Annotated in this window: 10 protein-coding genes; 5 read left to right on the top strand and 5 right to left on the bottom strand. The window is 72.2% G+C overall.

Annotated elements, in window-relative coordinates; genetic code table 11:
- Nucleotides 1–8 precede the first annotated feature (8 nt).
- Both ACFV20_RS22505 and ACFV20_RS22500 read left to right on the top strand, forming a co-directional pair.
- Nucleotides 9–731, top strand: coding sequence for a hypothetical protein (locus tag ACFV20_RS22505; protein WP_385659047.1), 723 nt, complete (start codon nt 9–11; stop codon nt 729–731).
- A 4-nt stretch (nt 732–735) separates the two neighbouring features.
- Nucleotides 736–1,560 carry a hypothetical protein gene (locus ACFV20_RS22500; RefSeq protein ID WP_385659046.1) on the top strand — a complete coding sequence of 275 codons (825 nt, stop codon included), beginning with the start codon at nt 736–738 and terminating at the stop codon, nt 1,558–1,560.
- Nucleotides 1,561–1,644: 84 nt separating this feature from the next.
- Here the strand turns inward: ACFV20_RS22500 and ACFV20_RS22495 are convergent, their stop codons facing one another.
- Complete coding sequence (locus ACFV20_RS22495) at nt 1,645–2,001, bottom strand: DUF1992 domain-containing protein (RefSeq protein WP_385659045.1); 357 nt, start codon at nt 1,999–2,001, stop codon at nt 1,645–1,647.
- 106 nt (nt 2,002–2,107) lie between these two features.
- Here ACFV20_RS22495 and ACFV20_RS22490 point away from each other — a divergent pair, with 106 nt between their 5' ends.
- The gene (locus ACFV20_RS22490) at nt 2,108–2,500 is read left to right on the top strand and encodes a hypothetical protein (protein WP_385659043.1); all 393 of its coding nucleotides are present in this window, start codon (nt 2,108–2,110) and stop codon (nt 2,498–2,500) included.
- 72 nt (nt 2,501–2,572) lie between these two features.
- Here ACFV20_RS22490 and ACFV20_RS22485 read toward each other — a convergent pair whose 3' ends face one another.
- Entirely contained in the window at nt 2,573–3,244 is a 672-nt protein-coding gene (locus ACFV20_RS22485) for an O-methyltransferase (protein ID WP_385659041.1), read from the bottom strand.
- Between the two features lie 88 nt (nt 3,245–3,332).
- Entirely contained in the window at nt 3,333–4,718 is a 1,386-nt protein-coding gene (proP, locus tag ACFV20_RS22480; RefSeq protein WP_385659039.1) for a glycine betaine/L-proline transporter ProP, read from the bottom strand.
- 371 nt (nt 4,719–5,089) lie between these two features.
- Here proP and ACFV20_RS22475 point away from each other — a divergent pair, with 371 nt between their 5' ends.
- Both ACFV20_RS22475 and ACFV20_RS22470 read left to right on the top strand, forming a co-directional pair.
- On the top strand, nt 5,090–7,144 hold the full coding sequence (locus tag ACFV20_RS22475) for a bifunctional glycosyltransferase 87/phosphatase PAP2 family protein (protein WP_385659037.1): 2,055 nt from the start codon (nt 5,090–5,092) through the stop codon (nt 7,142–7,144).
- Between the two features lie 131 nt (nt 7,145–7,275).
- Nucleotides 7,276–7,602: a peptidoglycan-binding protein gene (locus ACFV20_RS22470; protein WP_385659035.1), complete on the top strand. Its 327-nt coding sequence runs from the start codon at nt 7,276–7,278 to the stop codon at nt 7,600–7,602.
- Nucleotides 7,603–7,604: 2 nt separating this feature from the next.
- On the opposite strand, the gene ACFV20_RS22465 is transcribed toward ACFV20_RS22470, so the two are convergent.
- Both ACFV20_RS22465 and ACFV20_RS22460 read right to left on the bottom strand, forming a co-directional pair.
- A complete protein-coding gene (locus ACFV20_RS22465) occupies nt 7,605–8,423 on the bottom strand; it encodes a hypothetical protein (RefSeq protein ID WP_385659033.1) in 819 nt (272 codons plus the stop codon).
- Nucleotides 8,423–12,697 (bottom strand): AAA family ATPase, encoded by a 4,275-nt coding sequence (locus ACFV20_RS22460; RefSeq protein WP_385659032.1) that lies wholly within the window; start codon nt 12,695–12,697, stop codon nt 8,423–8,425. The genes ACFV20_RS22465 and ACFV20_RS22460 overlap by 1 nt, the downstream gene beginning before the upstream one ends.
- Nucleotides 12,698–12,707: the final 10 nt, after the last annotated feature.

Below are 12,707 nucleotides of genomic sequence, written 5' to 3'. Positions count from 1 at the left end.
AGGCATTCATGTCCACTGGCCTGATCATTGCTCTGATCGTGATCGCGGCGGTCGTCGTCATCGCGGCCGTCATGACCCTGCGTGCCCGCGGCCCTCGGCAGGGCCCCAGCCTGAAGCGGCGCTTCGGACCCGAGTACGAGCGGGCCGTCGCCCGGCACGACGGCGACACCAAAGCGGCCGAGCGCGAGCTGACCGAGCGCGTGCAGCGCCACGGTGACCTGCGCCCGCAGCCGCTGGAGCCGGCGCAGCGCGAGCAGTTCGAGGCGCGCTGGACGGCCGCCCAGGAGCGGTTCGTCGACTCGCCGCGCGATGCCGTCGCCGAGGCGGACCGGCTGCTCGCCGAGGTCGCCGGCGCCCGGGGCTTCCCGGACGGCGGCCAGTACGAGGAACAGCTGTCCGCGCTGTCCGTGCACCACGCCCACCACGTCGACGGCTACCGGCGCGTGCACCGCGCGGCGCACCTGCGCGCGGAGGACGCCCGTGACGGCGGCCAGGGTACGGAAGACATGCGCGAGGCCTTCGTGGCGGCCCGCGCCCTGTTCGAGGAGCTGGTGAAGCCCGCCCGTCACGACGGCGGCCACACCGGCGGCCGGCACGAGAGCGGCCGGCACGAGAGCGGCCGGCACGAGAGCGGCCGCGAGCGCGCCGCTGTGAACGGCGGCCGCACGAGCCCGGCCCGCGGCGGGCACCTGCCGTGGGCGATGAACCGACGTCAGGCGAAGGAGAGTTGAGGCAATGACCGACATGACCCGACCGCCCGGCGACCAGACGCCGGATGCCCCGGACGCCCGCGGCGAGAGCGCGCTGGGCACCGGCCACCGCACCACACCCGGCAGCGGCACCGACCGCCACGTCCCGCCCGGCACCGACGCGGACCGCGCCGCGGCGCACGGCACCGATGTGCCCGGTACCGGCGGGCCCGCCACCGAGATACCCGGCACCGACCGGCGCGCCGACCGCCATGACACGGACCGCCATGTCACGGACCGGTTCGACACGGACCGCCATGACACCGACCGGCACAGCACGGACCGGCTTGGCACGGACCGCCATGACACCGACCGGCACAGCACGGACCGGCTTGGCACGGACCGCCATGACACCGAGCGGCACGGCACGGACCGGCTTGGCACGGACCGCCATGACACCGACCGGCACGGCACCGACCGGCACGGCATCGACCGGCACGGCACGGACCGGCCGGGATCCGGAGTCCCTGGTGGCGACCACGGCACCGGATCCGACAAGGCCGGTGCCGTCAAGCACCGGACCCACCTCCTCGCCCACGAGGAGTGCGACAAGTTCGGCGGGCAGCTGCAGCACGCCGTCGCCGGGTTCGTCGACGGGCCCCGGGCCGCCGTCGAGGAGGCCGACCACGTCCTGGAGGAGATCGCGGCCCGCTTCACCGAGGCCGTGACGGAGCGCCGTCGCTCCCTGCGCCACTCCTGGCAGTCCGTCGAGGGAGGCGAGAGCAGGTCCGTGTCGTCGGCCGACACCGAACAGCTTCGCCTGGCCCTGAAGGACTACCGCGAACTGGCCGAACGGCTGCTGCACGTCTGACTGACCGGGGTACATCCCCGGTTCGGCCACCGGTCAGCGATCCGCCCGGCGCTCCCGCCACTGCCGTACGACGTCCTCGACGTCTTACGGCTTCTTTCCCAGCGGGGGGCCGGGCGGCGGCTTGAACATCATCTCGCGGATCTTGACGTTGACCTCGTCGATGATCTTCCGGACGATCCGCTCCGAGGGGGCCGCGAGCGCGGCCTCCAGCGCGTCCTCCGCCTCCTTGCGCAGGGCCAGCGCCGGCGGGAGGACGGAGAAGCCCTCGCGGGCCATCTTCCGCTTGACCCACCACAGTTCGTCGTAGGTGCTCTCGATGTCGCGGGGGAGCGGTTCGCCCGCGCCCGGCAGCCGGTCGAACTCGCCCCGCGTCTCCGCGTCACGGATCTGCTTGTCGACCCAGGACTCGAAGTCGACGCCCGGTGGCTTTCGCTCGGTCATGAGGCCATTGTGCCGGACACCGCGCAGCCGGGCGTTTTATCATGCGGCGGGCCAGGAACCTGTCTGGCCCCCGGGGACGGCCCGGGACCTCATCGAAGGAGCGCACGTGCTCGAACTCACCATGGCCACCGTCGCGGAGGCGGAGGCGGGCGCCACGGCCGGCATGCTCATGGCCGAAGCGCCCAGCGAGCCGGGCGCGGTGCTGCGGGTGGGCCGCGACAAGTCGGTGTGCCGGCTGAGCACGCCGGACGACTGGCTGTTCGTCTCCCGCGTCCACCTGGAGTTCCTGTGCGGGCCGGACGGCACCTGGCAGGTCACCTGGCTGCGCGGCTCCCAGCCCGACCCGTCCTCCGAGGTGCGGCTGACGATGGGGGAGTACGTCCAGCCCCTCGCCTACGGCGGCACCGTCCCGCTGCCCAGGGGCGGCAGCGGCGAGATCATCGTCCAGGACCGCACCGCTCCGCGCAGCGTCAACGTGGGCTTCTACCACGAGGTCTGACAGGTCCGGCAGGTCTGACAGGTCCGGAAGGTGTGACAGGTCCGGCAGGTCCGGCAGGTTCGGCGGCGGGCGTCACGCCAGCACGCGGGCCAGGGCGAACCCGTCGTAGCCCTTCATCCCCACCGTCTGGATCGCGGTGCCGCTCAGCCTCGGGTGGCCGGCGATCAGCTCGATCGCCTGGCGGGTGCCCGTCACGTCGGGGGCGGTGCTGTCCGCGTCGACGACCCGGCCGCCCCGTACGACGTTGTCGAGGACGATCAGGCTGCCCGTGCTGGTGAGCTTGACCGCCCACTCCACGTAGTGCGGGTTGTTGGCCTTGTCGGCGTCGATGAAGACCAGGTCGAACGGGGGCGGGTTCTCGTCGGCCAGCTTGGGCAGCGACTCCAGGGCCGGGCCCACCCGCACCTCGACCTGCTTGTCCAGGCCGGCGCGGGCGATGTTGCGGACGGCGACCTCGGCGTGCCGGGGCTCGTACTCCAGGGAGACCAGCCGCCCGTCGGCGGGCAGGGCCCGGCCCAGCCAGATGGTGCTGTAGCCGCCGAGCGTGCCGATCTCCAGGATGTGCCGGGCGCCCTGGATCTGGGCGAGGAGCTGGAGCAGCTTGCCCTGGTTCCCGGCGACGTTGATGTGCGGAAGCCCGGCGGCGTCGCTGTCCCGCAGGGCCGCCGCCAGGGCTTCGTCGTCCGGGGCGAGGTGGGCGGTGAAGTAGGCGTCGACCTCGTCCCAGACGTGCGACTCGCTCATGCACCTCTACCTTTCGTCAGCATAGTTAGCATCCCTAACTACGGCGCTGACGAACATAGTTGGTGCGCGAGGCGCTGTCAGCGGGTTTTCACTCGGCGTGTCGGCCCGCCACCGAGGGTGCGGAACCGGGCAGCGGGCGCCCCGCCGACTCCGCCATGCGCCACACGGCGAAACCGCCGATCACGGCCGCCGCCATCATGTAGTAGGCGGGCATCATCATGTTCCCGGTCGCCCCGATCAGGGCCGTGACCACCAGCGGGGTCGTGCCGCCGAACAGCGACACCGAGACGTTGAAGCCGATCGACAGCGAGCCGTAGCGGACCTTCGTCGGGAACAGCGCCGGCAGCGCCGCGGGCATCGACGCGGTGAAGCAGACCAGCAGCAGGCCGAGGGCGCCCATGCCGAGCGCGACGGCGAGCAGGCTGCCCTCGCGGATCAGCAGCAGGGCCGGGACGGACAGCAGCAGGAAGCCCGCGCAGCCGGTGGCGATCACCGGGCGGCGGCCGACGCGGTCGGTCAGCGCGCCGACGAACGGCTGGGCGATCATCATCACGGCCATCACCCCGAGGACGACCAGCAGGCCGTGCGTCTCGTCGTAGTGGAGCTGACCGGTCAGGTAGCTCGGCATGTACGACAGCAGCATGTAGTCGGTGACGTTGAAGACCAGCACCAGGCCGACGCAGAGCAGCAGCGCGCGCCACTGGCCGGTGACCATCTCGCGCAGCGGCGTCTTCGGGCGGTTGTTCTCGGCCTTCTCCGCCTCGGCCGCGAATGCCGGGGTCTCCTCCAGGCGCATCCGCAGGTAGAGGCCGATGATGCCCATCGGGCCCGCGATCAGGAACGGGATGCGCCAGCCCCAGGAGGTCAGGTCGTCGGCGGAGAGCAGGGCGGTCATGAGCGTGACCAGGCCGGCGCCGCCGATGTAGCCGGCCAGCGTGCCGAACTCCAGCCAGCTGCCGAGGAAGCCGCGCCGCTTGTCGGGGGCGTACTCGGCGATGAACGTGGAGGCGCCCGCGTACTCACCGCCGGTGGAGAAGCCCTGCACGAGCCGGGCGAGAAGGAGCAGGATCGGCGCGCCGACACCGATCGTCGCGTACGACGGGATCAGACCGATCGCGAAGGTGCCCGCCGCCATCATGATCATGGTGATGGCGAGGACCTTCTGGCGGCCGACGCGGTCGCCGAGCGGGCCGAAGACCATGCCGCCGAGGGGGCGGACCAGGAAGGCCGCGGCGAAGGCGCCGAACGTGGACAGCAGCTGGGCGGTGGGGTTGCCCGAGGGGAAGAAGACCTTGCCGAGGGTGACGGCGATGTAGCTGTAGACGCCGAAGTCGAACCACTCCATCGCGTTGCCCAGCGCGGCCGCCTTCACGGCGCGCCTGACGAGCGCGGGGTCGGTGACGGTGGGGTCGGGGGTCTTCGCTGTGCGGGACTTCGCGAGGGAAGCGGGGGCGACGACTGAGGCAGTCGACAAGGCTGACTCGCCTACCTTTCGACGGGGGCAAGGACGCGGTCCCGCGCGGCGGCGCTGTCGTACGGGCCGAAAAGGCGACGATAGGCGGCTTTGCTCCGTTTACGGGCGGTACGGAAGTCGTTGCACGCTGCATGTAAACCGTCGCTGTGCTGGCGCTTCTGCCCCGTTGCCGGGCCTTCGCACGTGATCTTCATGTGATCCTTGTCGCTTCCGCCGCAGGGCGGCCACCAGCCGTTCCGCGCCGGTCGGGCCTTTCGTTCCGCGATTGCCGCGCCTGCTTTCCCTGGACTGTCCGCTCCCCATAGGGTTCGTTGGAGAAATCACCGCATTCTGGACATGTGGGATGAACTGCTGCGGGAGGCCGACGAGGCGTGGCGAACGCGGATCACGGCGGACGACCGGCGGAGGGCATCGGAGCGACGGCCGCCGACGGGGTCCGCACACGCCTGCGCGTCGCCCGCCTCGGGCTGTGGCTGATCGCCGCCCTCCTCGCCGCCCGGCAGGTGGCCGCCGTCCTCGCCACCCCGCGCGGTGAGCGGCTGACGGACCTGGAGACCTGGGTCGGCCCGCACGGCGTGCTGCACGTGAACGGCTCGCTCTACGACTCCACCCGCTTCACGGGCACGCCCTTCGGAGGCCTCGTCCTCAAACCCCTCACCCGTTCGGCCGAACAGGCGCTCGGCTGGGGATGGACCTTCGGGACGCTGCTGCTCGTCGTCGCCCTCGGTCTGATCGCCGCCCGCGCCCTGCCCCAGCCGTTCAGCCGCCGTACGGCCCTGCTGGCCGCGCCGGTCGCGGTCAGCCTGCTGATGCTCTCCCTGCCGGTCCGCAGCACCCTGTCGCTCGGCCAGACCAGCATCATCCCGGTCCTGCTGGTCCTGCTCGGCTGCTTCGCCGCCCGCGGCCAGCGGACCAGCGGCCTGCTCATCGGCATCGCGGCGGCGCTCCAGCCCACCCTGCTGCTGTTCGCGCCGCTGCTGTGGTGCACCGGCCGCCGGCGCGCCGCGCTCGCCACGGGGGCCACCTTCGCCGCCGGCACCGGGCTCGCCTGGGCCGCGATGCCGCACGACTCCGCCCGGTACTGGGTTCACCACCTCGCGGGCGCCGGCCTCGGCGGGCGGGCCGACGACCTCGCCAACCAGTCCCTGCACGGCGCGCTGCTCCGGCTCGGCCTGGACGGCCCCGTGGAGATCGCGCTCTTCCTGGCACTCGGCGCGACCGTCGTCGTCCTGGCGCTGCGCCGCGCGGTGCGGTACTTCGGCGACGGCCAGCTGCTGCTCGCCGTCGCGCTCACCGGCTGCGCCGCGATCGTCGTCTCGCCCACGGCCTGGGAGCACCAGCTGCTGTGGGTGCTGCTCGCGATCGTCGGCCGGGCCGGCACCCGCGCCTCGGACCGCTACGTCTGGCCGGTCGCCGTCGTCCTGGTCATGACCCTGCCGGCCCGGATGCTGCTGCCGGACATGGCGTTCCTCCGGCCGCTGCGCGACAACGTCGTCCTGCTCGGCGCGCTCGCCGCCGCCACGGCCGTGCCGTTCCTGTCCCGCTCCTCGCCCGCCTACCGGTCACCGGCACCGCCCGCCTCCGCGCCCACCGCCCCGGCCCGCTTCCGCCACGTGCCGCTGATGCCGTTCCTGCGCCGGGTCCTCACCCGCCCCAACCTCCTCCTGGAGCTGCTCCTCCTGCGCGTCACCTACGCCGCCTACTCCCAGGTCCGGCTCGCGGCCACCGGCGGCAGCAACTCGGCCGGCCGCGCGGAGGCCGAGGAGCACGGCATGCAGGTCTACGACGTCGAACGCTTCCTCCGTGTCGACGTCGAGCGCCGGCTCAACCACGCCGTCGTCACGGTCGGCTGGCTGCGGGACTTCCTCGACTTCTACTACACGTCCCTCCACTTCGCGGTCCCCCTGGCGGTCCTGGCGATCCTCTACCGGCGCCGCCCCGGCGACTACCGCTGGGCCCGCTCCGCCCTGGGGTTCGCCACTCTGCTGGCCCTGGTGGGCTTCTGGCTCTATCCCCTCGCCCCGCCCCGGCTGATGCCGACGCTCGGCTTCATCGACACCGTGCACGGCACCCAGGACTTCTCCCGTCCCGACTACGGCACGCTCACCGCCCTCACCAACCAGTACGCGGCCATGCCGTCCCTGCACTTCGGCTGGTCGCTGTGGTGCGGTCTGGTCATCGCGGTCCTGGCGTCCCCGTGGTGGATCAAGGCCCTGGGCCTGCTGCATCCGCTGCTCACCGCGCTCTCGATCGTCGCGACCGGCAACCACTGGGTGCTGGACGCGGCCGGGGGAGCGGTGGTGGTCGCGGCCGGCTTCGGCCTCACCTACCTTCTCCAGGGGCCACGTCCCCGCCCTTCCACCGCCCGGCCGCCCGGGCGGGGTTCCTCCCCGAGATGCAACGAGGTTGAGGGCCGCGCACGATGAGAAAAGGGGCACCCTCTGTGGAGGTGATCGGCATGCGACGTGTGCTCACCGTCCTGGCGGCGCTGGCTCTTCCGATTTCCCTTGCGGGGACACCGGCTGTGGCCGCATCACATTCAACTACCGCGGCCACCGTGGTGAAACACGCCCAGACGGCGGACAAGTTGAATCATCCAGCAGCCCTCGTGGCCCAGGGGCCGGACGACGTCTGCGACTTCACCATCAATCGGCCGACCCTGACCCTGGGTTCCTCCGGGGCGGTGGTCCAGCAGGCCCAGTGCTACCTGAACCAGGCGATCGACGCCGGTCTCGACGTCGACGGAGACTTCGGCCGCCTCACCCAAGCCGCGACCAGGGAGTTCCAGCAGTGCGCCGGCATCGTCGTCGACGGCCGCATCGGAGCCCAGACCTGGTCGTTCCTCTCCTTCTGGGCCAACGCGCCGGACGCGCCGTTCTGCTGATGCTAGGCATACGGGGCGAGCAGGGCGCGTAGTTGGGGAGCGGCAAGGTAGTTGACCACTGTGTGGAAGTCGAAGGCGTGGATCGGCCGGGTCCTGGGCCGGTCCCTGTCGACTCCCTCGAAGCAGCGCTCGACGCCCTCGGGCGGGAGTGCCACCAGGTCCCCCGGGTCGGCCAGGTTCACCCACCGGCCGACGCCGGGTGGGCGTTCGCCGCGGTCGTCGACCGGGGCCGGCTGGAGCCGGGGGAACACCGCGTGCGGCAGAGCGAGGGGAGAGCCGAGCGTGACCAGCAACTCGACGCGCAGGGCCGGGTTCTCCCAGAGCGTTTCGTAGGCGACGACCGATCCCAGTGAATGGGCCAGCAGGACGCGCGGCCGATGGGCGACCAGGAGATCGGCGACCCGTGCGCGCGCCTCCTGACGGGCCGGGGTACGCAGATACGTGGCCACCTCCCGGAAGAACCGCGCGACGAACCATTCGGTGGCCCGGCGGCCCAGTCCGTGTGTTCTGGCCAGCCAGGCGAGCGCTTGACGCAAGGGGGCGGTGGCACGTCCCGCGGCGGTGGCGTCGGGTAGACCGCACTCCTCCAGCCAGGCGGCGACGAGTTCGCGTTCGAAGTCGTCGAGGGAGTCCAGGTTGTCGTCGCCCCCCTGCCGGCCCCGGTGGCCGTGGTGGTGCAGCAGGTCCGCGTAGTAGGCCGCGGCCACCTCGTGACCGTCGCCCAGGGCCGCGGCCCAGATCTCCGCGAGCGCGGCGCTCGCCGCTTGCGGTGACTGTCCCGGGCGGTGATTGCCGATTCCGTGGACGCCGAGGACGCGCATCAGATCCTCCCGGTCTTCCGTTCCATCACCACGACCCCGCTGCCTGTGCCGATCACCAGAGCGCCGTCCGGCCCCAGCGCCACCGCCGAGACGGGGTGCGGCATGGTGAGGACCTCGCACTGCCTGGTGCGGACATCCCAGATCCGCACGGTCCCGTCGTAGCTGCCGCTGACCACGACGGGCCGGCCCTCGACGACCGCGCACGCGACCGACTGCACGCTTCCCTTGTGGCCGGCCAGGGACACGCCGGAGGGCCGTCCGGTCAGAAGGTCCCAGATGCGCACGGTCCCGTCGTAGCTGCCGCTGACCACGACGGGCCACCCCTCGACGACCGCGCACGCGACCGACCGCACACCTCCCGTGTGACCGGTCAGGGGCGCCGCTGTCGGCCGTCCCGTCGCAAGGTCCCAGACACGCACTGTTCCGTCGTAGCCGCCGCTGACCGCGACGGAGCGTCCTGCCACCTCTCCGCACGCGAGCGACCGCACACCGGCGGTGTGCCCGGTCAGGGGTGCACCGACCGGTCTTCCGGTCGCGAGGTCCCAGACGCGTACCGTCCGGTCGTCGCCACCCGTCACCACCACGGGACGGCCCCCCGCATCCGCCGTGGTGACCGCCTTGACGCCGCCGGAGTGCCCGGTCAGCGGTTCCCCGACCGGCTTCCCGGCCGCGAGGTCCCAGATCCGCACCGTCCCGTCGAAGCCCGCGGACAGGGCGGCCGGGCGGCCACCGACGGTCGTGCACGTCACCCCGTCCACCCAGTCCGTGTGGGCGCGCAGGGGTTCGCCCACCGGCTCTCCCGTGGCCAGATCCCAGACACGGACCGTACGGTCGTTGCTCCCGGTCACAGCGACGGGACGTCCCCCGACCTCCGTGACCTCGACGGCCGTCACTCCGCGCGTGTGCCCGTTCCTCGGGTCGCCGACGGCCTTGCGGGGGGCCGGGTTCCAGAGCTGCACGACCCCGTCCCTGTCGCCCGTGACCACGATGGGCAGATCGTCGATCAGGGTGCTCGCGACGGAGAGGCAGGACACACCGGTGAGCCGCCCCTCCAGCTGACGGGTGACCAGGTTCCACAGGCGCACGGATCCGCCGTCGTCGGCGACCACCGCGACCGGCCGGTCTCCCATGGTGGAGCACACCACGCGGGACACCCGCGAGCCTTCCCCAGCCAGCTCCGCGAGGGGGTAGCGGCCTTGCAGGTCCCAGACCCGCACGGTCCCGTCGTCGCCGCCGACCACGGCGACCGGATCGTCGTCGAGGAAGGCGCAGGCGATCGCGGTCACGCCACCGGACCAGCCCGTCAGCCCGCCCAGATAGAACCGGCCCCGGAACCAGACGTGCGCTGTGCTGTCGTTCTCGCACGTCACCATGAACGGAGGCCGCCGTGGATGATTCGTGCACGCCACCGTCGTCATCTGCTGGGATGGCCGACCGCGCACCGCGGCGACGCACCGACCGGTCGTCAGGTCCCAGACCCGCATCGTGCTCTCCGAGCACGAGACGGCGGCGGGCCGGCCGTCGTACGTGGTGCACGCCACCGCCAGCACAGCTTCGTCGTGGCCGGTCAACGGTGCGCCGACGGCCTGACCCGTCCTCAGGTCCCAGACACGCACGGTGTGGTCACGGGCCGCGGTGACCGCGACGGGCTGCCCCTCGACGGTCGTGCACGCCACGGCCGTCACCCCTGCCGTGTGGCCTTCGAGAGGCTCACACACCGGTCGCCGCTCGGTCAGATCCCACAGCTCCAACTTGTCAAGGCCCGTGGTGACCGCGACGGGCCGTCCGTCGATGGTCGTGCACGCCACGTCGGTCACCCAGTTCGAGTGGACGGGCAGAGTGTCGACACGTGCGGGGTCGGGCGCGCTGCCCGCCGCCCAGCGCGGTTGCCAGGCGGACACCGGCAGGGACCGGCTGAAACTCCTCTGCAGCTGGGTGTCGCCGTATCGAGCGGCGTCCAGGGCGAGCAGGCGGCACCGATCCACCCAGTGGACGGTGCGATGGTGGTGGTAGGACGCGCTGTATACGGCCGCCGCCAGCAACGACTCGTCCGTCCGAGCGGCCAGCAGGGCGGGCGCGAGCGACCGGGGATCGGCGTGCACGAGGAAATCCGGCTCGCCGATCAGGGCGTCGGCCCGTCCCGCGTCTCTCGCGTGCTCGATCGCGTGACGCAGGAGATAGGGAGCGGCATGGGCCCATACGAGGTGCGCCGCTCCCGCGCGGGGCGTCAGCAGCACCGAGAGGACGCGGCCCGCGGCGGGGAGATGAGGGTGACGCACACTACCGGCGCCACACGCGGGACGGCGGTAGGGGTGGGCGCGGAGGTGGTCGGTGAGTCCCTGGTGGAACAGGCGGTACAGAGTGGTGCCGTCGGTGTCGGTGTGGGTGCGCAGGTAGAACAGGGACTCGTCCAGCACGCGGGAGAAGTCGGCATCCCCCGGAGCGGACGCCTGGCCGTCAGGGCAGAAGGCACGCGCCATCGGAAAGGCCAGTTCGGCGGGGATGCCCCCGCCCTTGCCGTGGGCGATGGCGGCCAGGAGCGCTCGGGTGGCCTCGGGCGCGGCGCGCGAGGTCAGGTCCAGTTCGAAGACGTCGGGCAGTGTCACCGGTGCCGCGGCACCCAGGCGGGACGCCTCCTCGACGTCGGTGGCGGCGGTCGTCGAGGCGAGGTAGCTAGTGAAGACGGAGGCGACCAGGAACTCGCCCCACCGCTCACCGCCTTGCGGTGTGCGGACCAGGGTCGCGGCGGTGGATCCGGCCAATCGCTCGCGCACGCCGCGTGCCCGCCCACTGCGGTATCCGTCCACACCGGTGAGGGCGTCGTCGAGGTAGGCGGCCAGGTCGTCCTCGAGTTCCGCCGGGTCGGTCCGGTCGAGGTCGATCAGGAGACCCTCCCGTGCGGCCAGCGCCTTGAGCCCGTCGAACTGCCCCCAGGGCCGCATCCCGACGAGCAACCGGCAGACGGCACCGCCGTCGTAACGGCGCTCGGAGGCGAGGGGCAGGAGCAGTCGGTCGGTGACGTCCGCGGGGTCGACGGCCTCGTCCAGCGCGTCGAGCACGATGACGGGAGGGTCGTGCAGCGTCCGTACGGCGAAGAGGAACTCCTCCGCAGTCCAGCCACGGGCGGGGGGCGCCAGCCGCAACTGCCGGGCGAGGACGTCCAGAAGCGTCTCCAGACGGCGCTGCCTGGCCTGGACGGCGGCGATCGCCTCGTGCACCGCGGGCCGGCACACGCCGGGGAGGCGGTCGCGGATGTGCCGCGCCTGCTCGCTCAGTTGGGGGTGCGCGGCGCACATCAGGGCGCCCAGCAGAGCCGACTTTCCCGTCCCGGGACTGCCCACCACCACGCACACACGTGATCCGGCCGGATCGTCCAGCCAAGGAGCCAGCACCCGCAGTTGCGTGCGGCGCCCGGTGAAGTGCCGTCCCGGACGGTCGGTGAAGTGCCGTACGTCCACCGGGTCGAGCTCTTCGAGGAAGTCACGGACCGGAGGATCGAGGGCGGACCGTCGCGCGCGACGGGGATCCTCGGCGAACGCCGCGTACGCGGGGTTGGGGAAGAACGGCAGGACGGGCTCAGGGGCACTGGGATCCATCAGCGTCGCCCGTACCGTCTGGACCCGGCCGTCGGCGGCCTCCAGTCGCACGCCGATGTGGCGGGCGACCAGGGAGAAGGCCACGAACTCCTGCGACTCGTCCGTGCCCAGACCGGTGCGCGACAGCTCTTCCAGGACCTCGGCGACCGCGGTGCTGAAGCGTCCGTCGTACGCCTCCTCCTCGCCGTCGGACGCGGCGATGACCCAGGCGAAGCCCTCCTCGCCCGCCTCGTGGACGTAGGACGGCAGACGGGCGGCGACGCCGGATCCGCAGAGATCGATCAGGAACAGTGTCGGCCGGCGCTCGGCGTGACTGTCCGAGATCCACCCGGTGACGTCCGTGTCCCGGCCCAGCCGCCCGTCGGCCGGCACCATGTCCAGCCGTGCACGTCGCCCGTCAGCGCTTCCGTGGGAGACCACATGGACGATGCGATGCGCCTGCTGCGCGCCGCGGTCCCCGGATCCGCACAGCAGGTCCCGCAACTCGCTGCGCACGGGGTTCAGCCGGTCGGTCACCCGGTAACCGAGCCGCCCCACGGCCCGGCGGACCCGGGCGAGCACCTCCGGTACGAAGACCAGGGGTTCCCAGGTCGGTGACCCCAGGGGCATCTCCTCGCCGTCCGGCACGGGCGACCGGAACGTGCTGACGCCGATCACCACCGCTTCGCCCTGGGTCATGTCCCCCTCC

It is taken from the genome of Streptomyces sp. NPDC059696 (assembly GCF_042733745.1).
GTDB lineage: Bacteria > Actinomycetota > Actinomycetes > Streptomycetales > Streptomycetaceae > Streptomyces.
Note: the sequence above shows the minus strand (reverse complement) of the source record. Positions and strands in the feature narration are given on the sequence as shown.

Excerpts from the sequence above, each read along its gene's own strand:
- ACFV20_RS22505 (WP_385659047.1), top strand. The coding sequence starts at position 9 with ATGTCCACTGGCCTGATCATTGCTCTGATCGTGATCGCGGCGGTCGTC.
- ACFV20_RS22500 (WP_385659046.1), top strand. The coding sequence starts at position 736 with ATGACCGACATGACCCGACCGCCCGGCGACCAGACGCCGGATGCCCCG.
- ACFV20_RS22495 (WP_385659045.1), bottom strand. The coding sequence starts at position 2,001 with ATGACCGAGCGAAAGCCACCGGGCGTCGACTTCGAGTCCTGGGTCGAC.
- ACFV20_RS22485 (WP_385659041.1), bottom strand. The coding sequence starts at position 3,244 with ATGAGCGAGTCGCACGTCTGGGACGAGGTCGACGCCTACTTCACCGCC.
- ACFV20_RS22465 (WP_385659033.1), bottom strand. The coding sequence starts at position 8,423 with ATGCGCGTCCTCGGCGTCCACGGAATCGGCAATCACCGCCCGGGACAG.
- ACFV20_RS22460 (WP_385659032.1), bottom strand. The coding sequence starts at position 12,697 with ATGACCCAGGGCGAAGCGGTGGTGATCGGCGTCAGCACGTTCCGGTCG.